Origin of the sequence: Anabaena sp. 4-3 (assembly GCF_001597745.1) — a bacterium.
Lineage (GTDB): Bacteria > Cyanobacteriota > Cyanobacteriia > Cyanobacteriales > Nostocaceae > Trichormus.
This window is the reverse complement of the sequence record NZ_LUHJ01000014.1, coordinates 181,004-206,377: the sequence shown is the minus strand read 5'-3', so window position 1 is coordinate 206,377 and position 25,374 is coordinate 181,004. Positions and strand designations below refer to the sequence as shown.

The following is a 25,374-nucleotide window of genomic DNA, read 5'->3' as shown; positions in this document are numbered from 1 at the left end:
CTAATGACTAATGACTAATGACTAATGACTAATGACTAATGACTAATGACTAATGACTAATGACTAATTCCTATTAATCCAAATACCTCTGAGTCCGGCGGCTTTAGCTCCTTGATAATCTTCTACGATGCTATCACCAATATGCCAAGCTGACTCAGGGGAACACTCATGCTTTTCTAAAGCTTCAGCAAAAATTTTCTGATCTGGTTTAGCTGCACCTACTTGGGTGGAAATTGTCACGGTTTTGAAAAATTCATTCAATCCTAAACTTTGCAAAACTGAGTAAATTCGAGAATCGAAATTAGATACTACACCTAATTCAATCCCTAAATGTTGCCAATTGCTGAGAGATTGCACAACATCGGGATAGATAAACCACGGTTCAGCCGTGCCGAAATGTATGTAAAGCTCACCAAAAAAGCTAGAAAAGTCAGAAAATTTTGATATTACGCCCGCTTTTTCAAAGGTATTCACAGCAATGCTGCGCCACCATTCAAATTCTAATTGAGCAATATCATGTAATTCCGCATCAGGAAATATCGGTGGAGGTGCGGCTTTAAAACTTTGGGTAAATGTTTGATCTAAAATTTCTGCGGAAACTTCTACACCAAACTCTAAGGCTATCTGACTATAAATTTTACCGACGCTGCCTTTGACACCAAATAGTGTACCCACAGCATCTAAAAAAATCACTTTGGGTCTTTCCATTCAACCTGCTGACGATGATGACTGTTAAATTTAGGATTTTGGCTAGTGAATATTGCAGTGGTTATTTACCATCTGCTAAGGAAGAAATTGTTTCTATCATAGGACGGACTAACCAGTTAAAACCAACTTTGAGTTGATGATCTAAAGTTGGCATTCTATACAGATAAGCCAGACGACGACCAATATAGGCTAAAGTACCATCTAGCTTAATTCCTAAACTTGTTAAGGTGGCGTTATCTGTGCCTAATGCCATCATTTCGCCTAGTGGCTGATAGCGGAAAGGTAACAGGGGACGATGAGTTAAGGAAGCCCAGATATTCCAAGCTGTGTAGTCGGCTTGTTGAAAAGCGGCTTGTGCAGTGGCGGGAATTTGTTGACCTTCTGCGTCTAGACAGTCGGCTAAGTCTCCTAAAGCAAAGATTTCGGGATGATCCAGAACTTGTAGGGTGGGTGTGGTTGTGATTTGATTGCGTTGATTTTGTTTTAAAGGTAGGCTTTTGACTACTGGTGCAACTCTTGTCCCTACAGTCCAGATGACTAAATCTACAGGAATCGTATCGACTTGATTTTTATATTCTAGGGAGATGGTATCTTGGGCGATGGATTCAACTTTGGTTTCTAAATCGAGGAATACACCCCGCGCTTCTAAGGCTTTTTTGGCGGCTTCGCGGTTAAATTCTGGGGAAGTCCGTAAAATTTGGTCGCTAATTTCGATTAGGCGAAAGCGTCCTTTGTCTCCTAGTCGGTCGGCTAACTTACAGGCTAATTCTACACCACTGTAGCCAGCCCCTACAATTGCGACTCGAATTTTATCGGTTGTTGATTCTTCTAGGACTCGTAGACGTTCTTCTAAACGATAGGCATCAGTAATTGTGCGGAAGGTGTAAGCATAGGATGTTGCGCCGGGAACTAAGTCTAGGGGGGTTTCTCCTCCTAATGCTAAGACTAGGCGATCGTAGGGGATTTCTGGGCCGTCTTGCAGGTGTACCCGTTGTTGGTCGATGTCGATACCAGAGACGACTGTTTGATAAAAACGGACACCAGTTCCTTGTAACAATTCTGCAAAGGGAGGGGCGATTTCCCAGGTTTGTAATTCTCCGGTGAGTAATTCGTAGAGTAGGGGGGAAAATAAGAAGCGATCGCTTTGGTCTACTAAAACAATTTCTGGTTTCTGTTGAGATTCCCAAGGTAGTTGACTTAAACGCAACGCTGTGTATAAGCCACCAAAGCCGCCACCAAGGATTACAATTCTCATATTTTGTTCAGTCATGGTTTGATCAATAGTCCATCCCAGCAAAGCCAATCACTTTCAGTTTAATGATTTATTGCGGTCTGTGACAGCATCATCCTGGAATTTCAACCCCGAATTTTCAGAGAAACCGGGGTTATGGACTTTGACAAACCGCTTTGATCTAATTACCACCAGATGTTACAGCTTTGTGGTGTATTGCTGTATCTTCTGGTTTTCTGTGCCATTGGCGATCGCTACCTTGTTCATATTCATTTCTTACACTACTCCAGGCCACATCACAAGCCCCCTGTTCACTCATACCATCCCTTTGGGCAGAGTTGAATGCAGCCATAAACATTTGCTGGGCGTGTTCTGGTAATTGTTCTTTGATATCTTGGGGTAATTCATCTATTTTGTTGTAAGGCATAAATTTATTCTCATGTTCTCTACTTGGATTTATGTTAAAAAATGAAAGTTTAATTTTCCTCTTTCTAGCAGTAGAGTTGTATTCATACTTGCGTTTGGATGAGAAGATTATTTAAAGGTTCGCGCCAAGACGCAAAGCGGCTTCTCGCAGAGTAGGCGCAAAGACGCAAAGGTGCTGCTTGCAGAATAGGCGCAAAGAAAACTGCTTATCTTGGTGAAACTGCGTCTACTTAAATAGGCTTATTCCCTATTACCTACTCTTTAATACCAAATTAATATGAAGCTGCATAGAATATATGTTGAGAATAATTGAACGCAGATACACGCAGATACACGCGGATAAATTAATGGAGTTTATATTATGTGCAACCTCATATAAAATTGGTATAATTACACCATGAATTTTAAAAAATTACACAATTTAAAACTCAATCCTACTTTCCCAGTTAGCTATCATTTTATTACTTATTCCTGGTATTTGTTCTAAGTCTTGTATTGAAGTAAATTTTCTTTGTTGTCGGGCGATGATTATCTTTTTGGCTAACTTTTTACCTACTCCTGGTAAGGTGGTTAATTCTTCTAAACTGGCTGTGTTGATATTAACGATTTGCGTGGTTTTATTTTCTGTAGAAGTGGGTGTGATGATTTGAGGACATTGTTTTTTTTCGGCTTGAATTTTGGTTTGTATTCTTTCTGGAATACCGACTTGAGCCTGAGTGTAAAGTCGTGCAAATTCCCGTGCATAATGTTGGGCGATGGTCGGATTTTCAATAATTATTAATGTTTCATCGTTAGCGTTATTAGCTGCAACTGACCAGTTATGTGAACCTGTAATTACAGTTCTATTATCTACAACTGAGTATTTATGATGTAATAAATCTCCTTTGGGTAATGTGGGTACGCCTACTGTGGTAAGCGGATTTTTCCAAGGCTTGTTATCTACTTCATATTTACATTTCTCACTCAAAGCTACACCCATCATATCTAAGGCTTCGCTATAGGAACGATAGGCAAATTGTCTGTCAATCAAAGCCCGAATTGATACATTTTCTTGATGACGTTTTTCCAGAATATTTGCTAGGCGTTGTTCTGAAAATACAAATAATGCCATATCAATGGATTGAGTAGATGAATTTAAGACTTCGCCTATTAAACCGTTACTTGTATTAGTCCAGGGTTGGGTGGGGGAAGTGGGCGAGAAATGAATAGTAATTTTGTTGTCGCCTAATGTAATTGTTTGGGGCGAACGGATAGGTTTTTGCAAACCAAATTTACTATCTAATTTACCACCTGAACCATCTCCCCACATTAGGTTAAATTCTTCTGTGAATAATTGGGCTAGTTCGGGACTATCAATTTTTAATAAGTTGTTGGCATTTCCTAAACTTTTGAGATTAGTGAAATCTCCATGTACGTCACTCAGGGTGAAATTGGCGGAAGTGATAACCACAATGCGATTATCAACTATTATAAATTTGTGGTGCATCAGGTTACTACCTGCTGAACCATCTGCTTGATCATCTATGTAAGGAATTTTGGCATTTTGCAAAATAATCAAAGCATCCCTTTGATTATTTTCCTCTGGGCTGAGTTGATTATCTTGATTTTGATCGATAAATTTAAAATATTCTTGATATCGTTCTTGTTCTCTGGGGGGTAATTTCTTGACTTGTTCAGGAGTTAAACTACTCCAAGGACGGGTATAGTTATTTTCCAAGATTACCCTAACTTTGATGCCCTGATTTTGTTTATCTTGTAAGGCTTGGGCAATTTTAGGTAAACGCAATTCTTGTACTGCCACATCTATGGTAGATTGAGCTTGAGCGATCGCCTCAATTATCTGTTGTTCTAAGTTATCCCCTAGTCGAGTTTGCTGACGATAGGGTTCTTGATATTCGGCAGACTGGGAATGATTAAAATAAACTTGGATAAATGGATCTTGTGGTAAAGGTGCTAGACGCTGATTTTGGGGTTGGACTTGTTGACAAGCAGTAATTGTCAATGCTAAAGAACATACCCAAAAGTTCTTGAGTGTGTGAAAAATCTGCACGATAATCTGCTAAAAGTAAATTGGGACTAAATAAATTTATAATTCCCCAAATCACCTAGACAAGATTAACTAAATGAATAGCGATATCAGCAGTATTATTCATTCTTTTTCATGATTCATCAATTGATGTATCTATGCTGAAAATATAAGCAGTCCGTTGTTATTGTATTTTGATTCGATTTAATGATATGCAAATATATCTAGATTACAGCGCAACTACTCCCACTCGTCCAGAGGCGATCGCAGCTATGCAAGCATCACTCACCCAACAATGGGGAAATCCTTCTAGTTTGCATGAGTGGGGACAACGGGCTGCTACTATTGTAGAACAGGCGAGACTGCAAGTAGCTGGTTTGATTAATGCTGCAACTCCAGAAGCGATGATTTTTACTTCTGGCGGTACAGAGTCAAATAACTTGGTAATCATGGGTATTGCGCGACTGTACGCCGTACCGCAACATATAATTATTTCCAGTGTGGAACATTCCGCCATTGCTGAACCAGCCAAGCTACTGGAAAATTGGGGATGGGAAGTTACCCGCTTAGGGGTAGATAGCAAAGGTAGAGTCAACCCCCAAGATTTACAAGCAGCACTTCGACATCACACTGTTTTAGTGTCGATTATTTACGGACAAAGTGAAATAGGCACAGTGCAACCCATCGCCGAATTAGGCGAGATAACCCGACAACATGGGGCTTTATTTCATACCGATGCAGTGCAAGCTGTAGGACGTTTACCTATAGATGTACAGCAAATACCTGTAGATTTACTGAGTTTATCTAGTCATAAATTATATGGGCCTCAAGGTGCGGGGGCTTTATATGTGCGTCCGGGAGTAGAGTTAATACCGTTATTGGGTGGTGGTGGACAAGAAAAAGGTTTACGTTCTGGTACACAAGCATTACCAGCGATCGCAGGTTTTGGAGTCGCCGCCGAATTAGCAGCGCAAGAACTAGCACAAGAAACACCGAGATTAATTCAGTTACGCGATCGCTTATTTTCATTATTAGCAGATGTCCCCGGTTTAATTCCCACAGGTGATTTACAACATCGCTTACCCCACCACGTCAGTTTTTGTTTAGAATACGCCGACGGCAAAAAACTCAGTGGTAAAACCTTAGTTCGCCAACTCAACCTAGCTGGGATTGGTATAAGTGCAGGTTCAGCTTGTCACAGTGGTAAACTTAGCCCCAGTCCGGTACTGTTAGCGATGGGTTATCCCGAAACAGCAGCATTAGGAGGAATTCGCCTCACCTTGGGACGCGATACCACCCAAGCTGATGTAGATTGGACAGCGATGGTATTAAAACAAGTTTTGCAGAGATTGACACCAGATTTATCTTTAGTTCCGCGTTAAGTAGAAGAACTTAATAAAAGATAATTTCGTAGTAAGCGGCTCTAGCCCTTTAAAACCTTTCGTTAAGCGTAAAATTATTGGCAAGATTACAGGAGTAGAAACAATGCCTAACAGTATTAGTTATCATACTGAAACAGGGATAATTACAGTATTCTGTATAGAGGTATCCTATCAATTCCTGTAGTTTTTAGAACTTTTCCAAGAGTCAGAATTTCTTGCACTTTATTATTGTCAATCCAGAGTTCTGTATCAGAAATTTCTAAAGCGTCAAACTCAGATGGATAAAAAATAATTACTTCTCCTCCATCTGAAGGTCTAACTACTATTTTTATTGGTCTATCGTATTTTGTTATACCTGTAATTACAGTAAAAGTTTCTTCGTGCCATTTTTCGCAATTGTATTCAGCCTGCTTACTTAAATAACTTTTTACATTCTTCTTCGCACGTTCAATGATAGTACGTACATGGTTGAAAGCTTCTAATGAGTTACTAGGAATGTGGTGTAATGCTCTAAACATTTTTGTCCCTACCAATATACGTTTAGCTCGCTCAAGTTCTTCAGGTGAATAAATACCCAAACCTGTTAACAAGTCTTGTAGATTAGTATTAGTTAAATTTTCAGCTTCCTCTTGAGTAGCTGTATCCTGGCTTTCTTTCCATTGCTGAAATTTTAGTAACTCTTCTTTGGGCGTATTTATTAACTGTAAAATTTCTTCTTCTGTATAACCATTTGCATTATTGATAATAGCTTGTCTAAACTTAATGTCTGCAATAATTTCTTCGTCACTTCTCAGACGATAGCGTTTTTCATATAAATCACCAAAAAGTTCCTTGGCAAAATTTTCATTTTCGTGAAACCATAACAAAATTTTTGCGAAAATATTTTTAATTTTTTCTGGCCTTTCACCGATACCTTCATTCTTCAAAATTAGTTGTACACTGTCAACGATTTCATGAGCAATTTTTTTTGAAGTTAAAATTTTACCTTCAATATCAATTTCTACTTCTATTGCTAGTAAATTATTTCGCCAATCAGTACCTAATTCTTCTAAAATATCTTTAAGTGTCTCATCAACATTATCATCTACATATAGTTCTTTTTTATATTTAAATTCACCTCTTTGGTTTGGTAAAACTGCATAATTATTAAAACAATTTTCCAAATTATGCTCATTAATAAACTTAACAAAATTACGTAACCATTTCAAAGCATCTTGCTTTAAATATTCTGTTAATCTTATTACTTGTTTATTTTGTTCAATATCTTTACAAATATTATTAATAAACCACTTATGGCATTCTTCCCAAATTGTAGATTCCCAATTTATCAATATTTTTGGGTTGGCTGTTGCCTGATAAAATTCTTTTGAAAATATCCAAAAATCATAACCATAGCTCTCTTGATAGCTGTCATTAGGAAAGCAAGCTATTAGCTGTAATACAGCGTTTTTTATATTTTGATTTTGCTTATCTTTGATTATTTGATTTATAGAATAAACAATGTCTTTAATTCCTTTAGTGATAGTTAAATGAGAAGTGGTAATCTGATTGTGCTTTAATTTAGCACGCCAATCTTCTTGCAATATTTTCAATATATCTTTGAGTTCTTCTGGAATGTTATTATCTTCCCATAGTTCTTCTCTAGTTCTAAAGTCACCATATTGGTTCGGAATAATGGCGACTTGATCTAATAATTCCTGCTTTTCAGAGAAAGCAAATTCAATAACTTTGTTTAACCAAGTCAGTGTCTCTTTGTCTGATTTCCTAATACGATTAGCTAGTTCATTGACATTTTCAAATGATGCTATATCAGCAACAAGGTTTTTTAAATGGTAACGTAAATCTTTTTCCCAAGAAGCGTCTATGATTTCATACCAAAATTCAATATGTTCCCTTTTTGGTAAACGATTGCTCCAAAATGCTGTGGCAAATTCCCAAATTATTGAAATTTTTGACTTGGAAGTATTATAAGGAAATAAAGCATCTTCAAGTTTAATTTTTGGATACTCTGGATTGTCAGTATAGACAATACTAGATCGCATTAACTCTTCTCTTAATATTTTTTGAACTCCATTTTTATACCAGTCTTTTGAAATCCAATCTTTATCTTTAGGTAAATCAGTGCTGGCAAGTAGATATAAATTTTGCCAATTATTAATTGTAGCGTATTTTAAAAGGATAACATATAAATTAATAGATTCTTGTAAGATTTTTTTATTGTTATTAATATTTTCTTCTGCCTTATCTGTAAGAAAAACGCCATCTCTTGGTTCGGTAGGTTCAAAGAATGGATTATTTATTACAACGGGGAAATTAAAATCTTCTGTTCCAATCAACGGAAAGCCAAGGAAAATTTTGGGTGTAATATGAGCAAAACGGTTAATAAATATTTGATTATTTTGAATGGTAATTTGAATAGCTATACTTGTTAAATTATTTGATAAAACCGCAAAATTTAACTTTTCTATGCTTCCATTTATATGTTTATCGAATTCAACAATTTTGATCTCATTGTTAAAATGATATGATTGTTGTTTTTTATAATAAATCTCATGATTATTTCTTACTATTTTTACACTTTCAATCTTATCGACAAAAATTAAAGTGTAAGGCAGTGAGTTTTCTAAATCATCCAGCCCAATTTCAGCAATACTTTTACCTTCTTCATCAAGGTCGTATTGAAAAATGGTATTGAAAGCACTGAAATCTTGTTCTATAGTTTTGGGAGAGGAAGCCAATTTAGATTCTATATCCTGGAATGAACCGTTTATACTCTTAATTAGGTTGGACAATTCTCTTCCACTTCTATTGATAGAAAAAGTAAATTTTTGGAAATAAGCATCTTGTGTTCCTGTTTCGCTTTCTACTTCATTTTTTAAAATACCACTTATATTGACTTGTTCTGAAAGTAAATGAGTTGTCAAAAATCCTGTTCCAAATCTGCCTATTGTTTTAGGTATTTGTGTTCTATCAACTTGTCCCCAATCTTTGTCCTCAGAGCTGATTTGACGAATCAAACCTTCCACATTTGTAGATGTAAAATAACTATAATTTTGACTAAATTTTAGAGATTTTGTAGTAAGTTCAATCAATATTGAAACTAGCTTTTCAGGAAAGTCAATGGCTGCTTTATCATTGGCATTCTGTAAAAGTTCCCAAATCCAACGCCTTTTAGTATTTTCTGTTGACGACATTCTTAAAATCCGCATTTTTTCGAGAATTTTTTGTGCGGCAAGGCGGTTCAAAGTTTCAACAGCAGATTTGTCAAAAATAGACATAATTTCAATTTCTATTATTTTTAAATGGAATATAAAATAATTCCTATATTAAGCATTTTACTATTAAGTATATTGCGCTCATATCCGTATAAAAACGGAAATTAACGATGAAAAAGCTGGTCTCATAAAGCTGACAGATGTTCTAATTCCTCTACTTTTACCTAAATATAGGAATGCAAAAACGCTAAATCCGAATCACTGCAATGGTTTGGGCAATGCGATGTTTAATCCCCACAGGCTGAAAGTAAAATATAATTATCCTCTACTTCACCCCATCATGGGTATCCCAGAACTCGAACAACAACTGCTTCAGCTTTCCCCCAACGATAAACTATATATCATCCAACTATTGGCACAAAGCCTGACCACACACAATCACAACACCCACCCAGAACAACCGAGCAAACTCTCAGAGTTTTTCCGTCAATCGCCCCTGGTTGAAATCGCTGAAGAATTAGACTTAAGCCGAGATCGCAGTCTCCCCCGCGATGGTTTCACTCCATGAATTATCTTCTTGATACCTGCCTGATTTCCGAACTTGTCGCCAAACAACCAAATCAACAAGTTTTAGATTGGCTAGATGCTCAAGTGCCAGAAACACTTTACCTCAGCGTCGTTACAATTGGGGAAATCGCTAAAGGCATCAGCAAAATTACCGCATCAAAGCGGAAAGAATCGCTAAAAACTTGGCTAAATGAAACCCTACCGAATCGCTTTCAAGACAGAATCTTAACTATAGATGTCCCAACAATGGTGTTGTGGGGAAATTTAGTTGGACAATTAGAACAGAATGGGCGACTTCTACCTGTTATGGATTCTCTGATTGCAGCGATCGCACTTCATCACTCTCTATCACTTGTCACCCGCAACGAAAAAGATTTTGCTGGAACAGGAGTTGTCATCGTTAATCCTTGGTCTGCTTAAACTGATCACCTATTGCCACCAGCAGGAATTGCTCAATTTTACACCAATGACTTCATTGGTTTGGGCAATGAGATCGCCTGATTCTAAACTCAACTTGCCTCCCCTCCGCGTTAAAAAAAATAAAACCTTGAGAATACACCCACCACACCAGCCAGCAACAGAGTATCTTAGAAATAGAGGTTTGATAGTTGTTGAGTCGCGTCATGAATACAGAAGAATTCCAGCGATTAATCGAAAAACAACGCCCATGTCCTCAAACACTACCGAAAGCCCTACAGGCTTTGTGGCATGACAAAAAAGGTGATTGGAACCAAGCGCATGACATTGTACAAACTGCTAACGATGCTGACAGTGCATGGGTTCACGCCTACCTCCACCGCAAAGAAGGCGATTTAAATAACGCTCGTTACTGGTACACACGCAGTAATCAGCCAGAGTTTACCGGGGAACTCTACCAGGAATGGGAACAGATCACTTCTTTATTACTGAAAAAAGTCAATACAACTCATGGATGCTGAGGACATAAAACGCCGTTATGCTGCTGGTGAAAGATATTTCCCAGCAGCGAACTTAATTAAAGCCAGACTGATTAAAGCCTATCTCCCTGGTATCAATTTATGGGGTGCAGATTTGAGTGATGCTAACTTAGCTCAAGCTAAACTGTGGGGAGCAGACTTAAGCAGAACTAATCTAGCTAATGCCAATTTGACTAGAACAAATTTGTGTGGAGTTAAGCTCAATGAAGCAAATCTCCGAGGAGCTAAACTCAACTTTGCTAAGTTGTATGGAGCAGATTTAACCGGAGCTTGTTACGATGAAACTACCCGCTTTTCTAGAGGGTTTGACCCTGTGAGTAGAAATATGCGGAAGTTTGAGACTAAGAGCTAATAATATCAAGTTTCTTCTGGTGCGGGTAGGGGGAAGGTTTCACCAGCTAGGTAGGCTTGAAAGTGTTTTTGGAAGTATAACCAAGATGTCATATCTTCGCCGTCAATAAAAGCTTTTGGAGCTTGCTTATACAAAGGTACACGGTGATTAATTTCATCTTGGAGTAGTGGGGGTAATTCTGTTAAGCCATGAACTTTACTACCCGATGCACTATATATTAGATGACCAGGGCGATCGCTCATTTTCATCCACGGCAACCATTGCCCAATTCTATCCCAACTGAGTCTCAGTTGCGACACCGAAGTTAGTTCTGAATTAAATAAATCTGCGGTTGGGACTGTGAGTTTAAATAATTCTGCTGCTTGATAAGTTTGATAAGGGCTATATTCGGCTAGTTGTGGATCTGTTGCCAAGGGATTGGGGTATGTTGGGAAAATATCAAAGACAAAGGTTGTCGTTTCGCCCTCTACCTGTGCCGGGAATTTACCTTTAAAATGACCCTGTACCGGATTATTTGCAACGTGCATGACTGGTACTATTTCACCTGTCCAGGGGTTTTCCCATTTTCTTAAAATCTCGTTGTTTTCTGGGTCTAAATAGTAGGTAAGTTCCCTAGAGGTAAAATCCCAACTATCTGCATCGGTGGGAATGCACCTACTGACACTTACTCCCACCATTTTAAACAGTAGTTTTCGTTTTTCACCGGGAGTAAAGGCGTAAATTTTACCTGTCCAGGTGAGAAATGTTGATTGGCTGGAGTCAAGGGAAGAACGAGTTTTTACCCAATGCTGGGCTGCTAATTCTTGAATTTGGGCTACCATCTACAGCATCCTGAAACAATTCAAAATTCAAAATTCAAAATTCAAAATTAAGGAATTTATTCCCTGATAAATTTTTAAGCAGGTTTTGACATTTGTGCGTCTAGACGGCGAAAGAGAAATAACCATAGGGGTAAAGAACTGTTAATAGCGATGAGTCGGACTAAATGCCCTGTGGTGACTATTTCTACATTATGATCTAATGCTAGAGAAACCAAAATCATTTCTGCTGCACCTCCTGGTGCTGTGACTAACAAACAAGTTAACCAGTCCCATGAGGTTAATTGCATGGCTAAAATAGTAGCGATCGCACCAGCAATCAAGGTCATAACTACAGACATCAACGCATAAACTACCGTCCTTTTGCCAAAATTTGGTTTTTCTCCCCAATATTCACCAATGGTAATACCTAGCAGCATTTGACCGACTATATTCATCGCTGGTGGTGGATTGAAGTGAACACCACTAAACACAGGCAACCAATCTAAAATGGCATTAAACGCCAGTCCCATCAATAAAGCTGCAAAAAAATCACCCGCCGGAATTTTCAACTTTAGGGATAAATAAACGATCACGCTACTAATCAGCAAGGCTACCCCAAGTAATTGTAGTTGTACAGGCTCAAAATTTATCCCAGCATTAACCACTGATGGGGTTGAGGTATTCCAGTAGTTACCAACTGCTGTTCTCGCAATCAAGGGAATCAGCAAAACTACAGAGGTAACACGTATCGCTTGCACTAAAGCGACTAAGGTAACATTACGATTATAATCGGCGGCAATTGATGACATGACTCCCACACCACCGGGAACTGTAGCCAGCATCGCTGTTAAAATGTTGGTCTTGCTCAACCGAGAGTAAATGTAACCGATAACACTACCACACAACAGTAAGAATATAGTCAGCAATATAAATATAGGAATTCCTACCGCTAGGCTAGTTAAATCACTATTGCTATTGGAAACACCCACAGCCATACCCACCAACACCATCCCGAATTTTCTGGCTATGCGGTTGGGTTGAGGACTAAATTTATAAAAAACCCGACAGCATTGCAAAACTGTTGTACCAGAGGCGATACCGCCAAATATCCACACAATCCCGCCGATGTTTAATTGCGTTAACGCTAAACCCAGAGGTAAAGCCAGCAGCATTTCTAAACCAAGAATTATGATTTGCTTGACAATTTTACTCTTTTGTGATGTAAGATTATTTTCATTGGTGGGTGCTTTTGGAATGGGAGAAAGACTTACACTTTGATTCATTGAAAGGTGTTTGATCAATTAATTTAACTATGCACTTAAATTTACGCGATCGCCTAAAACTCGTCACTTCTCAGTTTATAGTATAAGTCTGTATTAAAAAACACATACAAAACCACTATAAAATTCCACGATAACATCAATTAATAAACGTTTATAGGTTCTTATACCAATTTTATGTGAGACTGCGCTAAATAAATGATGTAGAAACATTATATATAACGTCTCTACATCCATAAATCACGAGAAACGGTATTAATCTTCGTCTAAAGCCGGAAAAATCTCTTCAAACTTCCATAATTCATCACGATTGTTGACAAACCATAGCCGAGTTTCTGGAGTCAATTGTTGCCAAATAATATCACCAGGGATATCCGGTGAGGCATAGCGATATTTATAACCCAATGCTTTCAGGTTGTCGAGTACATGATCAGGAATACCGAATGTTTCCCAATCAACTTGGATGTATCTTCCTGAAACACCCCCAGCCGGATCAAAAATCAATTGTGCGGCGCGGATTAAATCAGCAAAGTGTGTTGGTTTAAGAACAGCTAGCTGTTGCATTTGCAGCGATGCGTCATGCTCTTGAGACATTTTTACTACAGTAATCCAAGATGTTTGTCTGTTGAACTTACTGCCAGAGATTCTTACACCAAGAGAAAATAATGATAGTCAAGGATAGAATTTACATCATTATTTTTAGTTTAGCGCAGAGTGGCTGTAGTGCTGAACGGAAGTGAAGACAAGACAAATATTGTTTGTAGTAAGGACTTTAGTCCTTACATTTGCTGAGATTGCTGGAAAGTTGATTTTTATTAAAAATGTGAATTCTTGGCAAGTTGGTAAGTAATAATCATGAAAGATGACTAACTCCATCCCTCAAGTCTTGAGTGAAATTAATTAACTTGTTGGTTTGATTAGATTTCACGCACAAATACAAATAATTTTAAGTTTTTTGCTCAAGGTGTTGAGACAAAAACTGAAATTTAGAGGTGATAGCAATGATGACAATGTTTTGGTTAACAGTAATTGGTTTTATTTGGCTGGTGGGTTTAAGCCTGTTAGCAGAAATTTGGTTCTACGAAGAAGAACAAGAATTATGAGCAACAAAAAAGCCTTTGGTGATATTTGCAATTCATCAAAGGCTGATTAATGTAAATCAACCGCAAAAATAGACTGTGCTAAGAACGTAACTGTGCAATCATTTGCGCGGGACTCCAATAAGCGCGGGTTGTTTGAATTTTACCGTCGGCGTTCATCTCAAAAATGGTAATTCCCTCAAATTGTACTGATTTACCACTCTTGCTGATGCCTGTCATTGTCCATTTAACGGCTGCTTCATTACTGGCAATAAATATATGCTCAGTTGTGGCTTCTAATTTCTCAAATACTGCTTGCAACTGTCCAATAAATTGGCGATATCCTTCATGAACTTTTGCGGGTGGTTCTCCCACTGGATCATGACTGACAGCATCTACGGCAAAATTATCTAGCCATCCTTCTGGATTCATAGCTGCAATGTTGGTATAGTAAGCAGCAATCACCTTTTCAATGGTATCGTTTGACATGATTGAGTTTTGTTGATGGTTGGCAAAAGATGCACTGTTTGAATACGGTTGATAATTCTACCGTCGAATGTTTATTTATGGGTTTCGATCAGGACTGTAACAGCTGCGATCGCCACTAGCATCTCATCATTTTTATCATTCAGGGAAGGTATAGCCCGTCCTTGTACTACCATCCCCCCAGATTCTACAGTTAAGCTTTTGCGCCCGAAAGGTAAAACAGCTAAAACTTCTTCTTCTCTAACTTGTTCGGGATAGGGTACAGCTACCTGAACTTCTACAATCATCTCATTGGGATCACTTAAAAGAGCGACTTCCCAAACTCCAGGTAAAGCATTGTGAGCGATCGCATTTCGTACTGCTCTAGCTGCTGCTACTGTCGGTTCTTGTCCATGCTGATCTACTCCCATCCCCATCTCAATAATCAAGCGTTTCCGCAGTGTTTGCTCGTTTTGGGATGTTTCGCTAGATTCCCCTTGAGAAAAATTCATATCTCTAAATTGTGTCATATTACCTCTGCAAAAATGCCTCTAGGCTCTCATCCTCAATCGTGTGAGGGATGTCAAGCAATGGTTGTACTGCTTATGATTATTTCACTAGCAGTGAAATAAAGTCTCAATTCCTAAGAGGTAGATGTGATGAATGTAGATGAATTTCTCAGACGATATGCTGCTGGCGAGCGTGATTTTTCTCAGGTTGATTTAAGTAGAGCAAATCTCGGTGAAGCCATCCTCCATCAAGTGAACCTGAGTGGTGCAAATTTGAGTCAAGCCAATTTAAATAAAGCTCACCTAGAACAAGCAAATCTCAGTAATGCTGATTTAAGTACAGCTTATCTCACCGCCGCCCATTTACAACAAGCTAACTTGCAAGGAGCTAATCTGCATAAAGCTGATTTGGATCGTGCTGACCTCACATCAGCTAACTTGTATAATGCCAATCTAGAAGGAGCTAATTTTCGTAATGCCACCCTCCCAGATGGTACAGTCTCAGATTAGAGAGAATTAAGTCGCTTTGGGTTGATGCCATAACGTGAGATGCAACGCAGAACAGTAGTAAACCCGTCAACTATCCAATCGTAGATTTGCGCTGCTTGTGCTAAAGCTACCTTTTCTGAACGATAAAGCCGAGGCGTAGGAAAAAAGGCTTGACCATTGATGTGTATGGCTGCAATCTGCCAATAGTCGCTTTCTTCAACCTCCGGTAAAACTTCTAAAAACCCGCCATTGTAAGGTTCAATTCTTCCTATATTCATGAATGGAACTCAACTACTTTTTTATATTGGTTTGATTGTGGTATCTACGGCTGTGGTTTGGAAAGGTAGCTTGATTCTCGAATCTGCTGCTGATAAATTAGCTACATATTATCAGCTACCGCCGATTGTTCAAGGGGCTGTAATTGAAGCTGTTGGCTCAAGTTTCCCGGAACTTTCTACTACTGTTGTGGCTACACTCATTCATGGTGAGTTTGATTTGGGTGTATCAAGTATCGTCGGTTCAGCTATCTTTAATATTTTAGTCATCCCTGGACTTTCGGGTTTGATGGGGAAACGCCTGACTTTTGATCGGGTTTTGGTTTACAAAGATGCTCAGTTCTACATTACTAGCGTGACTGTACTGTTATTGGCGTTTGCTTTTTCACTGATTTACAATCCCGTAGCTAACACCAGATGGCAAGGTACACTAAATCGCCCAATTGCTTTGATGCCAATCGCTCTTTATGGAGTTTACCTATTTTTACAGCAGCAAGACACCGTAGAACAACAGCACAATCAGAAACATGAACAGTTATCTCCAGACATACAAGTGGGAAAAGAGTGGCTACGCTTATTGTTCAGTCTGGCTTTGATTGTAGCTGCTGTAGAGGGATTGGTGCGTTCAGCCATTGGGTTAGGTAATGTCTTAAATACGCCTAATTTTCTGTGGGGTTTGACTATCATTGCTGCGGGTACTAGCTTACCAGATGCCTTTGTAAGTATCAGAGCCGCAAGGAAAGGACAGGGTGACGTTAGCTTGGCTAATGTTTTGGGTAGTAATATTTTTGACTTACTTGTGGCGATTCCCGTCGGTGTGCTGATTGCAGGTGCATCAACCGTTAATTTTGCTGTCACAGCACCACTCATGGGAGTTCTGACTTTAGCCACGATTATTCTGTTTACAATGCTACGTACAAATTTGGTACTGAGCAAGAAAGAATGTATACTTCTTTTGGGATGTTATATAGTCTTCATTGGGTGGATGGGTTTGGAAACTTTTGGCATCACAAACTGGGTTTTGTAGTGGTTGCAGAAAGGGAAATTTTTTGATGATTGTGCGATGGTTAGGGTGTGTGGTGTATTTCAATAGTAGATTATGGGCGATCGCACTCCAACTTTAAATCAACTGTCTAGGGAATTACAACAAGTCACCGCCGATTTACAGCAAGTTAATCCTGGCGCGGGACTACTGCGCTTTAGTATCTTGGGTTTAATATTTCTCAGTCTGGTAACGTTAGCTTGGTCGGTACACAACAATATTGTATTTGTGGTTGCAACCATATTAGCAGGAATGTTTTATGCTTTTTGGCTAGTTTGCACCCATGATATGACTCATCATACTTTCACAGGCTGGGTGTGGTTTGATACTGTCATCCCGCGCTTGATTAGCTGGCCGATGTTGTGGCCTTATAGTCTTTATGCCGAACTACACAGCTTACATCATGGCTGGAATGGTATTGATTTTCGCGATCCCGAAAGAGTACAATGGACTGGGCAAGAATACCAACAAGCACACCCGATTTTAAAATGGTATGTGCGTCATCAGTGGAGTTGTGATATTTTCCTCCTCGGTGGAATTGGGTTGATTATTAAAACTTTTGTGATGGCTGTACGCTTGCAGCAGTTAGTCTCGCGGATGCGTCGCCAAATATTTCTGGATGTTGCAGCGATATTAATTATACAAGCTGTGCTGTTGACTGTTGTAATTCTGCATGGTGAATTACTCCGCTATCTCTTATTTTGGTTAATTTTGGAACGGGTAGCGGGAATGATTATGCAAACACGCGATCATTTAGAACACTACGGACTTTGGGGTAAGTTCAGCAATCATCAATTAACACAGCTTTATACTGGGCGCAATCTCAATACTAGCGGCTTGCTGGGCTGGCTGATGGGTGGATTAAACTATCATGGGGTGCATCATGCTTTTCCGGGAATTCCTTTCAACAAACTCCCAGAAGCATTTGAACGCATTCAGGGAGTGTTACAAAAATATCATCTTCCCCCAATACAGTTAGATGCTGGTTATCTCAAGTCTAGTTATCAGTTAAGTGAACATCCGTCATTAATTAGTGAATCTGCAAATGCCTTAGTTCTCTTAGGAAATCGGTTCAAAAACCATCTGGGGAATTAATACACCGTCTTGTAATTCGCCAATTCCTAAGAAACGGTTTTCGGCTTGGTAAACTCGCACTTTTCCAGCTATTTCGGGGGTGAGAGTTATACGTTGTCCTTGACACCATTTTTGGGCTGATATGTCTGGTAAATTCACTGATGGTAAATGTTGTAAGGCGACATCGGGGGGTGTGGGTTGAAATGTGCCAGCTTGTAGTTGTGTTTCTAACTCGCTGAGGGTGAGACTAGCGGTTAAGTTAAAGCCACTGCTTTGAGTGCGAGTTAAAGCAGCGAGAGTTCCACAAGTATTGAGAACAGTACCTAAATCACGAGCGATCGCTCTAATATATGTACCACTGCCACAGGCGATCGCTACATCTAATTCTGGAAACTCCCCCCTGCGCCAATCTAAAACTTCTATACTGAAAATTTCGACTGTTCTGGCGGGAACTTCCACCGTTTCCCCCTGACGCGCCAAATCATACAGGCGTTTCCCTTCGACTTGAATCGCGCTGTAAATTGGTGGTATTTGTTCAATCTTGCCTAAAAATTGACTTAATGCAGTTTTCACCTCTGCTAAGTCTAATTCTGGGCTAGGTTGGGAAGTAATAATTTCACCTTGTAAATCATCCGTTGTAGTTCGCACCCCTAGCCGGATAGTTGCTTTATAGGCTTTCTCTCCGGGAAGATACTGTAACAATCTGGTAGCTTTTCCCACAGCAATTGGTAACACACCTGTAGCCGCAGGATCTAAAGTCCCGGCGTGTCCTATACGTTTGAGGCGTAACAGTTTCCGCACCTTAGCAACGCAATCATGAGAAGTCCAGCCAAAGGGCTTGTTTAAATTAATAAAACCTTGCACAGTTTAACAATTCAAAATTCAAAATTCAAAATGCAAAATTAGTCTGAGAACAATAATTAATTATTTTCTCGTCGTCTTGGTACATCATAAGTCATGAAATCATAAGCCATTTCTGTACGAGGAAAGATTGCACGGGCTTCTTTGAGTAAATCTTTTAAATCCACAGTATTACCAGGAGCATAACGCGGGCTAAAATGAGTCATAATTAACTTATGCGCTGCTGCCGCTAAAGCTGTTTGTGCTGCCATTGTAGTTGTCGAGTGCAACCGTTGAAAAGCCATGTCTGCATCTTGATGAGCAAAAGTAGCTTCGTGAATGAGTATGTCCACATCTTGCGCTAATTCCACAGCACCCTCACAATAAATGGTGTCTGTACAATAAGCAATTTTACGCCCGATTTCTGTAGGGCCGCATAATTCTTGACCATTGATAACTCGCCCATCAGCGAGGGTGACAGTTTCACCGCGCTTAAGTTGACCGTAAATCGGGCCGGAAGGAATTTGTAAAGCTTGGGCTTTTTCCACATCAAAGCGTCCGGCACGGTCTTTTTCTGCGACGCGATAGCCAAAAGCTGTAATGCGGTGATGCAGTAAACCACAGGTGACGGTAAATTCCTTATCCTCGTAAATTACCCCCGGTCGCACGGTATGAACTTTAATAGGATAGGAAAAATGTGTATGGGAGTAACGTGAGGCTGCATGAATATAATCATTTAATCCCGGAGGGCCATAGATATCTACTTTTTCTACATTACCAGCCAAACCACAACTAGCTAAAAGCCCCATTAAGCCAAAAATGTGGTCGCCGTGTAGATGAGTGATAAAAATTCGGGATAGTTGACTCATTTTAAGTTCACTCCGCAACAGTTGATGCTGAGTGCCTTCACCACAGTCAAACAACCACAGTTCAGCCCTTTGGGGTAATCTGAGGGCGACACTGGAAACATTACGCGATCGCGTGGGTACACCCGAACTTGTCCCTAAAAATGTGATCTGCACAGAGTTTTCTAGCCTTTGTTTTGCTAAATTTTCAGCTCTGTTTTATCTTATCGCCGACCAGACCCTTCTCCCAATTTCTTGTAAAAACGTGATTAATCGCGTCTCTAGTTCCTCTTCCTGAAAGCATCACCCATCCATCACCCTCACACCTGATGAGTCTGAAGATTCTTTGGGGGGTTTTTGGTCATCGGGTGGCTCGTATCCGGCTAATGCAACTTGAGATATGATCACGGTGGTACTCAAAACACAGCTGATCACAAGTTGGTGCAAGAGCCATTGGTTTTGAGTCATGGTTTTTCCTACTCTAATATTTTATTACAATTTATATTTATTTTCTTGGGGAAAAATCCATCTATAATTGCTGTAAATCATGCTAATTTTTATCAGTTCGTAGTGAGGACTTTAGTCCTCTATTTGAGAACCTGAAAAAATCAGGGCTAAAGTCCTGACTACAAACAGTTAGTAGTGAGGACTTTAGTCCTCTATTTGAGAACCAAACAGTTAGTAGTGAGGACTTTAGTCCTCTATTTGAGAACCTGAAAAAATCAGGACTTTATTCCTGATTACAAACTATAATTTTTTGCTAGTGTTACCTTAACCATAATTTGGTGACTGGCCAGGATAATTCACAAATAGTACCATGAGGAAATAGGGGCGATCGCCTAAATTTTCCTTGCAATTGTTGGGCTATATTCACTAATTGTTGTGTACCTCGTCCTGCTTGATGCTCACTCTCACCTAAGCCATTATCTTTAATGCTTAAGCTGTACCAACCATCAGATAAAGAACAAGTTACTTGCAGACGAGTTGCACCTGTCGCGTGTTTACCCACGTTACACAAAGCTTCTTCTAAAAATCTACAAATGCTGCGCTTTTGTTCAATACTTAAACAGCGTTCATCTATCGGTGCAAAGTTACGAATTTTGACTCGAATAGTTTTAAAGCAGGGTAATTCACGTTCTAATGTATAGGTATAAACTTGATAAAGAATATCATGCAAAGGGTCTTGTAAATTTAACACCAAATTGTTGCCCAAATACAAACTTGTATCTTCGGCTGGTGATTCTTTTTGTAAAAATTCGTAAATTCCTCTTAATTCGTAGTTTAATTGCTCTAATTCTTTTTCTATTTGTGGTAATAATTCCGGTGTTGATGTGTTGTGACCACGCAACATTTTTAAAACTTTGGCTAGACTTTGCAACGGGCCATTATGAATTGTTTCAAATGTACTTTCTATGACAGCTTGGCGGGCTTTCTTCCCTGATTTTAAAGCGTAGTCATATTGATATAAAGCTGTGAGTTCCATCCCATTTAACAGCAAAACTAAAATTGCTGGGATGACTGGCACCCACCAACCCCACAGTATGAATAAATAACTAATAATGACTAAACCACAACTAACAACCGCAACTATTATCAGATTCGTTAACGGGTATTTAGTCAATCTAGCAATCGCAATTCCTAAAAAACCCCAGACAAAAATCCATGTATATTCCCATTGTTCATTCCAGGTGTTTAATAGGGGTCTACCATCAAGCACTGCGCTAATAATTTGACTAACGGCGTGGGCTTGAATTTCTACGCCATATACTCGCCCTTTAGCGGGTTTAATCGATTGAGTGGCAGCAGTGGTGATAAAGTCTTTACGGCTAGGTGCGGTGATGCCAATAATCACGATGCGATCGCGTAACCACTCGCCTTTGATTTTACCATTTTTGATATCGCTCCAAGATACCATTCTGAATCTTTCTCGACCACTGCGAAAATTTAGCAATACCTGCACCCCACCCGCATCTGTGCGGATATATCCGCCAGAGTTGGGTAAAAACCTCGGTAGTTCGGTTTTACCAAACCTCATAGCGGCGCGATCGCGTATCCCATTTTCTAACTGTATATTGTGACGGGCTAAATAAGCGGCTGCTAATCTCACCGACAAAGATAATTTATAACCATCAGATGTTGGTGTACCTAACAAACTCCTTCTTAATTTACCGTCAATATCTGTAATTTGGTCAGCAAAACCAATGCGTTCTGGCGGAAAATTTGGCGGCGGAGTAATTCTTTCTGGTAATACCTTTTCTATGGCAATTATATGAGGATGATTTTGTAGAACTTTGACTAATTCATTATGACCGGGATTGACTGGTAAATCTCGATAAATATCAACACCTATGACTCTAGGTTGATATTTTTGTAATTGTAATAACAAAGCGGCTAAATCACGATCAGAGACAGAAGAATGTATTGCATCATGACCACGATTGCGGATATCATCTTCATTAATTCCTACTATGACAATTCTTTCATCAATAGGTTCTTCTGGACGTAAACGCAGAAAATTATCAAAAGCTAACCACTCCAAAGACTGCATTAAACCAATGGAACGAGCAAATACTACCAGCCCAATAACGGCAAATCCAGGTAAAACACCTACTCGCCAAATAGTAATTTCTGCTTTAATTTTTGTCCAAAGTCCAGGAGGCATAAGCGAATTCCCCAGTCTTTAGTGGTAGGTAGTGAATGAGATGAATTCAGAATTATTTAGGGAACAGGGAGGAACAGGAAGGAACAGGAAGGAACAGGAAGGATTAGGGAACAGGGCAAGTTTTTTACTTAGAAATTCCTTAACTAATCAATTAAGCCTTCTAGCCTTGCCCGCATTTCGGTTTGAATGCGAATATTTTTACCCTCTTCAGGATATATATCTAAAGCATCTTGCAGCTTACTCCAATAATGGCGTACCATTCTTTCTGATATACACATTCTTTCGGCAATTGTTTTGTCTTGTAAGCCTTCATCAAACGCTAAATTTAACACTTTCAACCATTCGGGTTTAATTTCTAATCCTGCATGAATGCCTTTGATATCTTTTGTATGGGTTAAGCCTTGTAAAGCCCAATCTACTCTAGTCAACATTTCCTGAGTAGAAAGACTTTTGTCAGCAACTGTCAAACCTCCTTGATGATTATCAATATCTGGTTTAATTCTGACTAATGTTCTGACATGAGCAGTCTGCACAACGATGTTTAAGTGGGGATAATTTTTCATGATATTTCTTAAAAGTTGAATACCCGTATCTGGTCGCGCTGTCACATTGGTATTATTGGGTATAGACAAATCCATAACCACCAGATCGGGTTGTGAAATATTAATTTGCTCAAGTGCATCATGAGCATTGACAGCAGTAATAAACTCAGCGTCAGCATACTGTTTTTTGAGAACGTTTAATGTTCCACTTAAAACTGATTCATGGTCATCAATTACTAAAATTTTCAAGATTGTCTGTTCAGATAATGTTTGTTTCATAATTAACACTCAGTCAATTTATTACACAACTATCAACTGTTTACATCGTTAAAGAGCAATATTTTAACTTAATGAGATTATTTTACCTATAAATTGGTTGAGCAACAGCTATCTTAGTTGAGATTCCCAAGTTTTTAGGACAATATTTACCAACAAAAATACAAAATTACCTGGCGATTATTAATACGATAAAAACATCTACCTGAAGTTAAGATTTGAAAGCTTTCGCAAAGATAATCTAATTCTGGTAAACTGGGATGGCAGATAAATGTAGTAACATCAGGATAATGAATCTGGATGTTTAATTGTCCGAAATTTTTCTGTTGCTTTAAGCTAATATAAATTGTGATTCGCATGAGAATATGCGGCAAAGAAATTGTCAGTAATTCATCTAAAGCTGATAAGACTATTAAACTATGTGCTGCTGACTCATGTCGCCAATTTACAGGCAAATCCAGATGAAAATGTAGATGCGGATTCGCCACTAACCAAGGTTCTAATAAGCACTCAATCGCCAAGGGAAAGTTATCTTGAAGGGATTCTGGAAACAAGCGGTTGCTCAATTGTACTAAAGAGCAATGGAATTGATCAATCTGTTTAAGGTAATCCTGAGTTTGGTCGCGTGATAAATTCAAATTATCTACTACCATTAAATCTAAATTGCGTCGAATGCTGAAGGCTTCTTGTAATAAATCATCACGAATTTTCTCAGCTTCCAGAAAAAGCTTCATGGATTGTCTAGAATACCACCATTGTAATGCTTGTTGAATTCTATGATAAGCTGGCAAAAATCGCACAAGAGTCATGGCGTAGACATTTGAAAGTATAATTTGCGGCTTAGGGTTAGAAGAGGCAAGGGAGGCAAGGAAGATAAGGAAGACAAGGAAGAATCTTTTACCCAGTCCTGATTTCCTACTTATAAGTCTGTAATTAATCTTGCTTTTCTCAAGATGAATTGCAATGCTGTTTCTTGTTGAGAAATAATGTTGGCATCGGCATTCATCCCTGATAGAATCTGACAAGATTTGTTACCATGACCAAATGTGGAATTTTCGGGTTTAATTGTCGCTTCAAAATAACTACCAGTGGGAGTCATAGCACTTGCTGTAGTTGTATTGGTATCATGGCGTTGGGGTGCGATCGCATCTGGAGAAATGGCACTCACCACAGCCTGGAGTGTTCCATAATCAGGGTAGGGACAAGCAGCTACTCGCAATTGTACTTTCTGCCCAACGGCAACTTTTTTAATGTCTGCGGTGGGGATCATGGCTTTAACTACTAAAGGTGTGTTTTGGGGTACAATCTCTGCAATGGGTTCGCTAGCGCGTACAACTTGGCCTGGATTGCGTAAATTTAACTTGAGAATCACACCGTCGCTAGTGGCGCGAATCACACTACTTTGTAATTGCTTGTCTACTTGTTGTAGTTCTTTTTGATATTGGTTGAGTTGGGATTGCATTTCGACTTTGCGCTGCTGAAGAATTTGTTTTTCTTTGTTTAGCGTGGCGATGCTAGCCTCACCTTTAGCCCGTTCTTGGGCGATGCGTTCAGTGGCGATCGCCACTGTTGCCATGCTAGGATTAATTGCAGCTTGGGCTGATTGTAATTGGGCTTGGGCAATTTCTACCGCTTGTTTTTCCCCAGCTAGGAATGATTTAGCTTGTTCGACAACCAGTTTCTTTTGTTCGTATTCTCGTCTACCAATCGCACCAATTTCTGCTAATTGTTGATAGCGATCGCGATCAGCTTTCGCAAACTCTAAATCAGCTTGGGCTTTTTGCAAGTTGGCTAACGCTTTTTGTACGTTAGCTTCAGCCGCTAGGTATTCACTTTCAGTAGTAATTTTTCTTTCTTGGTAATCTCGTTGATTTCTACTTAAATCTGCTTGTGCTGATGCTATTGTACGTTCAATTAATCTAGTTTCGGCGAGAATTTGAGTATCTAAAGTGCTGATTTGGGCATCCATTTGAATCAGTTGTAATTTACCCTGTTGGATATTGCCTTGTAGTAGACTTTGTTTAATTTGTAATTCATCTGTATCCAACTGGGCGATAGGATCACCCCGTTTCACCACTTGATTTTCTGTGACTAAGATACTTTCAACAGTACCTGCCATTTCTGGTTGCACTAACCGCACATCACCAACAGGGCGAACCGTAGCAGCAGCCTTGACTACAACATCATATTTTATCCACCAAGAGAGAGCGATCGCACTGCCAACAGTCGCCATCAGCAATATTCCTAATAAAGAAGTCCAAGGACTAATAGGGGGTAAAAACTCCTCGTTTGCGTCTGCTGGCAGAATTTTTTGATTTTGAACGTACAGCATA

General features: G+C 39.2%; 25 protein-coding genes and 1 pseudogene. 8 read left to right on the top strand and 18 right to left on the bottom strand.

All coding sequences use genetic code 11. The annotated features are described in order from the left end of the window. Positions 1-63: 63 nt before the first annotated feature. From A3775_RS04310 to A3775_RS04295, 4 genes are all read right to left on the bottom strand, one after another. Positions 64-708 (bottom strand): HAD family hydrolase, encoded by a 645-nt coding sequence (locus A3775_RS04310; RefSeq protein WP_066380953.1) that lies wholly within the window; start codon positions 706-708, stop codon positions 64-66. 61 nt (positions 709-769) lie between these two features. Beyond that, entirely contained in the window at positions 770-1,978 is a 1,209-nt protein-coding gene (locus A3775_RS04305) for an NAD(P)/FAD-dependent oxidoreductase (protein WP_066381035.1), read from the bottom strand. Positions 1,979-2,120: 142 nt separating this feature from the next. Then, the gene (locus A3775_RS04300; protein WP_066380951.1) at positions 2,121-2,366 is read right to left on the bottom strand and encodes a ChaB family protein; all 246 of its coding nucleotides are present in this window, start codon (positions 2,364-2,366) and stop codon (positions 2,121-2,123) included. 420 nt (positions 2,367-2,786) lie between these two features. After that, positions 2,787-4,415, bottom strand: coding sequence for a DUF655 domain-containing protein (locus A3775_RS04295; RefSeq protein WP_066424000.1), 1,629 nt, complete (start codon positions 4,413-4,415; stop codon positions 2,787-2,789). Between the two features lie 188 nt (positions 4,416-4,603). On the opposite strand from A3775_RS04295, the gene A3775_RS04290 reads away from it, so the two are divergent. Further along, entirely contained in the window at positions 4,604-5,773 is a 1,170-nt protein-coding gene (locus A3775_RS04290) for a cysteine desulfurase family protein (protein ID WP_066423998.1), read from the top strand. 143 nt (positions 5,774-5,916) lie between these two features. Here A3775_RS04290 and A3775_RS04285 read toward each other — a convergent pair whose 3' ends face one another. After that, the gene (locus A3775_RS04285; protein WP_066423997.1) at positions 5,917-9,051 is read right to left on the bottom strand and encodes a sacsin N-terminal ATP-binding-like domain-containing protein; all 3,135 of its coding nucleotides are present in this window, start codon (positions 9,049-9,051) and stop codon (positions 5,917-5,919) included. Between the two features lie 220 nt (positions 9,052-9,271). Here A3775_RS04285 and A3775_RS04280 point away from each other — a divergent pair, with 220 nt between their 5' ends. From A3775_RS04280 to A3775_RS04265, 4 genes are all read left to right on the top strand, one after another. Then, positions 9,272-9,556, top strand: coding sequence for a hypothetical protein (locus A3775_RS04280; protein ID WP_231866936.1), 285 nt, complete (start codon positions 9,272-9,274; stop codon positions 9,554-9,556). Then, the gene (locus A3775_RS04275) at positions 9,553-9,975 is read left to right on the top strand and encodes a type II toxin-antitoxin system VapC family toxin (RefSeq protein WP_066423994.1); all 423 of its coding nucleotides are present in this window, start codon (positions 9,553-9,555) and stop codon (positions 9,973-9,975) included. The genes A3775_RS04280 and A3775_RS04275 overlap by 4 nt, the downstream gene beginning before the upstream one ends. Before the next feature lie 203 nt (positions 9,976-10,178). Next, positions 10,179-10,493, top strand: coding sequence for a hypothetical protein (locus tag A3775_RS04270; RefSeq protein WP_066380941.1), 315 nt, complete (start codon positions 10,179-10,181; stop codon positions 10,491-10,493). Beyond that, on the top strand, positions 10,483-10,863 hold the full coding sequence (locus A3775_RS04265; protein WP_066380939.1) for a pentapeptide repeat-containing protein: 381 nt from the start codon (positions 10,483-10,485) through the stop codon (positions 10,861-10,863). Before A3775_RS04270 ends, A3775_RS04265 begins: the two co-directional genes overlap by 11 nt. A 5-nt stretch (positions 10,864-10,868) precedes the next feature. Here the strand turns inward: A3775_RS04265 and A3775_RS04260 are convergent, their stop codons facing one another. The 5 genes from A3775_RS04260 to A3775_RS04240 form a co-directional block, all read right to left on the bottom strand. Beyond that, positions 10,869-11,684, bottom strand: coding sequence for a DUF1838 domain-containing protein (locus tag A3775_RS04260; RefSeq protein ID WP_066380937.1), 816 nt, complete (start codon positions 11,682-11,684; stop codon positions 10,869-10,871). A 74-nt stretch (positions 11,685-11,758) separates the two neighbouring features. Beyond that, on the bottom strand, positions 11,759-12,946 hold the full coding sequence (locus A3775_RS04255) for an AbrB family transcriptional regulator (RefSeq protein WP_066380935.1): 1,188 nt from the start codon (positions 12,944-12,946) through the stop codon (positions 11,759-11,761). 252 nt (positions 12,947-13,198) lie between these two features. Continuing rightward, complete coding sequence (locus tag A3775_RS04250; RefSeq protein ID WP_066380934.1) at positions 13,199-13,537, bottom strand: hypothetical protein; 339 nt, start codon at positions 13,535-13,537, stop codon at positions 13,199-13,201. Between the two features lie 587 nt (positions 13,538-14,124). Continuing rightward, positions 14,125-14,511 (bottom strand): nuclear transport factor 2 family protein, encoded by a 387-nt coding sequence (locus A3775_RS04245; RefSeq protein WP_066380933.1) that lies wholly within the window; start codon positions 14,509-14,511, stop codon positions 14,125-14,127. A 71-nt stretch (positions 14,512-14,582) separates the two neighbouring features. Continuing rightward, positions 14,583-14,999: a Lin0512 family protein gene (locus A3775_RS04240; RefSeq protein WP_066381033.1), complete on the bottom strand. Its 417-nt coding sequence runs from the start codon at positions 14,997-14,999 to the stop codon at positions 14,583-14,585. 147 nt (positions 15,000-15,146) lie between these two features. On the opposite strand from A3775_RS04240, the gene A3775_RS04235 reads away from it, so the two are divergent. Further along, on the top strand, positions 15,147-15,506 hold the full coding sequence (locus tag A3775_RS04235; protein WP_066380932.1) for a pentapeptide repeat-containing protein: 360 nt from the start codon (positions 15,147-15,149) through the stop codon (positions 15,504-15,506). A 6-nt stretch (positions 15,507-15,512) separates the two neighbouring features. Here the strand turns inward: A3775_RS04235 and A3775_RS04230 are convergent. Further along, positions 15,513-15,763: pseudogene (locus tag A3775_RS04230) on the bottom strand (hypothetical protein). Here A3775_RS04230 and A3775_RS04225 point away from each other — a divergent pair. Next, a complete protein-coding gene (locus A3775_RS04225) occupies positions 15,762-16,787 on the top strand; it encodes a sodium:calcium antiporter (protein ID WP_066380931.1) in 1,026 nt (341 codons plus the stop codon). The pseudogene A3775_RS04230 and the gene A3775_RS04225 overlap by 2 nt on opposite strands. Positions 16,788-16,859: 72 nt before the next feature. Continuing rightward, positions 16,860-17,897 carry a fatty acid desaturase gene (locus A3775_RS04220; RefSeq protein WP_066423992.1) on the top strand — a complete coding sequence of 346 codons (1,038 nt, stop codon included), beginning with the start codon at positions 16,860-16,862 and terminating at the stop codon, positions 17,895-17,897. On the opposite strand, the gene truB is transcribed toward A3775_RS04220, so the two are convergent. The 7 genes from truB to A3775_RS04190 all read right to left on the bottom strand — a co-directional run bounded on the left by truB (position 17,862) and on the right by A3775_RS04190 (position 25,373). Next, on the bottom strand, positions 17,862-18,740 hold the full coding sequence (gene truB / locus A3775_RS04215; RefSeq protein ID WP_066423990.1) for a tRNA pseudouridine(55) synthase TruB: 879 nt from the start codon (positions 18,738-18,740) through the stop codon (positions 17,862-17,864). The two genes, A3775_RS04220 and truB, sit on opposite strands and share 36 nt — an antisense overlap. 56 nt (positions 18,741-18,796) lie before the next feature. Continuing rightward, positions 18,797-19,738, bottom strand: coding sequence for a ribonuclease Z (locus tag A3775_RS04210; RefSeq protein ID WP_066423989.1), 942 nt, complete (start codon positions 19,736-19,738; stop codon positions 18,797-18,799). Positions 19,739-19,864: 126 nt separating this feature from the next. Further along, the gene (locus A3775_RS24020; protein WP_156481562.1) at positions 19,865-20,029 is read right to left on the bottom strand and encodes a hypothetical protein; all 165 of its coding nucleotides are present in this window, start codon (positions 20,027-20,029) and stop codon (positions 19,865-19,867) included. 298 nt (positions 20,030-20,327) lie between these two features. Continuing rightward, positions 20,328-22,223: a CHASE2 domain-containing protein gene (locus tag A3775_RS04205; RefSeq protein ID WP_066380924.1), complete on the bottom strand. Its 1,896-nt coding sequence runs from the start codon at positions 22,221-22,223 to the stop codon at positions 20,328-20,330. 143 nt (positions 22,224-22,366) lie between these two features. Continuing rightward, positions 22,367-23,044, bottom strand: coding sequence for a response regulator transcription factor (locus A3775_RS04200; RefSeq protein WP_066380922.1), 678 nt, complete (start codon positions 23,042-23,044; stop codon positions 22,367-22,369). Positions 23,045-23,190: 146 nt separating this feature from the next. Further along, the gene (locus A3775_RS04195) at positions 23,191-23,850 is read right to left on the bottom strand and encodes a hypothetical protein (protein ID WP_066380919.1); all 660 of its coding nucleotides are present in this window, start codon (positions 23,848-23,850) and stop codon (positions 23,191-23,193) included. 110 nt (positions 23,851-23,960) lie between these two features. Continuing rightward, the gene (locus A3775_RS04190) at positions 23,961-25,373 is read right to left on the bottom strand and encodes an HlyD family efflux transporter periplasmic adaptor subunit (RefSeq protein WP_066423988.1); all 1,413 of its coding nucleotides are present in this window, start codon (positions 25,371-25,373) and stop codon (positions 23,961-23,963) included. Position 25,374: the final 1 nt, after the last annotated feature.

What these genes read in the sequence shown, in the direction of transcription:
- A3775_RS04310 (WP_066380953.1), bottom strand. Translation starts at nt 708, where the DNA reads ATGGAAAGACCCAAAGTGATTTTTTTAGATGCTGTGGGTACACTATTT.
- A3775_RS04305 (WP_066381035.1), bottom strand. Translation starts at nt 1,978, where the DNA reads ATGACTGAACAAAATATGAGAATTGTAATCCTTGGTGGCGGCTTTGGT.
- A3775_RS04300 (WP_066380951.1), bottom strand. Translation starts at nt 2,366, where the DNA reads ATGCCTTACAACAAAATAGATGAATTACCCCAAGATATCAAAGAACAA.
- A3775_RS04290 (WP_066423998.1), top strand. Translation starts at nt 4,604, where the DNA reads ATGCAAATATATCTAGATTACAGCGCAACTACTCCCACTCGTCCAGAG.
- A3775_RS04285 (WP_066423997.1), bottom strand. Translation starts at nt 9,051, where the DNA reads ATGTCTATTTTTGACAAATCTGCTGTTGAAACTTTGAACCGCCTTGCC.
- A3775_RS04280 (WP_231866936.1), top strand. Translation starts at nt 9,272, where the DNA reads ATGTTTAATCCCCACAGGCTGAAAGTAAAATATAATTATCCTCTACTT.
- A3775_RS04275 (WP_066423994.1), top strand. Translation starts at nt 9,553, where the DNA reads ATGAATTATCTTCTTGATACCTGCCTGATTTCCGAACTTGTCGCCAAA.
- A3775_RS04270 (WP_066380941.1), top strand. Translation starts at nt 10,179, where the DNA reads ATGAATACAGAAGAATTCCAGCGATTAATCGAAAAACAACGCCCATGT.
- A3775_RS04265 (WP_066380939.1), top strand. Translation starts at nt 10,483, where the DNA reads ATGGATGCTGAGGACATAAAACGCCGTTATGCTGCTGGTGAAAGATAT.
- A3775_RS04260 (WP_066380937.1), bottom strand. Translation starts at nt 11,684, where the DNA reads ATGGTAGCCCAAATTCAAGAATTAGCAGCCCAGCATTGGGTAAAAACT.
- A3775_RS04255 (WP_066380935.1), bottom strand. Translation starts at nt 12,946, where the DNA reads ATGAATCAAAGTGTAAGTCTTTCTCCCATTCCAAAAGCACCCACCAAT.
- A3775_RS04250 (WP_066380934.1), bottom strand. Translation starts at nt 13,537, where the DNA reads ATGTCTCAAGAGCATGACGCATCGCTGCAAATGCAACAGCTAGCTGTT.
- A3775_RS04245 (WP_066380933.1), bottom strand. Translation starts at nt 14,511, where the DNA reads ATGTCAAACGATACCATTGAAAAGGTGATTGCTGCTTACTATACCAAC.
- A3775_RS04240 (WP_066381033.1), bottom strand. Translation starts at nt 14,999, where the DNA reads ATGAATTTTTCTCAAGGGGAATCTAGCGAAACATCCCAAAACGAGCAA.
- A3775_RS04235 (WP_066380932.1), top strand. Translation starts at nt 15,147, where the DNA reads ATGAATGTAGATGAATTTCTCAGACGATATGCTGCTGGCGAGCGTGAT.
- A3775_RS04225 (WP_066380931.1), top strand. Translation starts at nt 15,762, where the DNA reads ATGAATGGAACTCAACTACTTTTTTATATTGGTTTGATTGTGGTATCT.
- A3775_RS04220 (WP_066423992.1), top strand. Translation starts at nt 16,860, where the DNA reads ATGGGCGATCGCACTCCAACTTTAAATCAACTGTCTAGGGAATTACAA.
- A3775_RS24020 (WP_156481562.1), bottom strand. Translation starts at nt 20,029, where the DNA reads ATGACTCAAAACCAATGGCTCTTGCACCAACTTGTGATCAGCTGTGTT.
- A3775_RS04205 (WP_066380924.1), bottom strand. Translation starts at nt 22,223, where the DNA reads ATGCCTCCTGGACTTTGGACAAAAATTAAAGCAGAAATTACTATTTGG.
- A3775_RS04200 (WP_066380922.1), bottom strand. Translation starts at nt 23,044, where the DNA reads ATGAAACAAACATTATCTGAACAGACAATCTTGAAAATTTTAGTAATT.
- A3775_RS04195 (WP_066380919.1), bottom strand. Translation starts at nt 23,850, where the DNA reads ATGACTCTTGTGCGATTTTTGCCAGCTTATCATAGAATTCAACAAGCA.
- A3775_RS04190 (WP_066423988.1), bottom strand. Translation starts at nt 25,373, where the DNA reads ATGCTGTACGTTCAAAATCAAAAAATTCTGCCAGCAGACGCAAACGAG.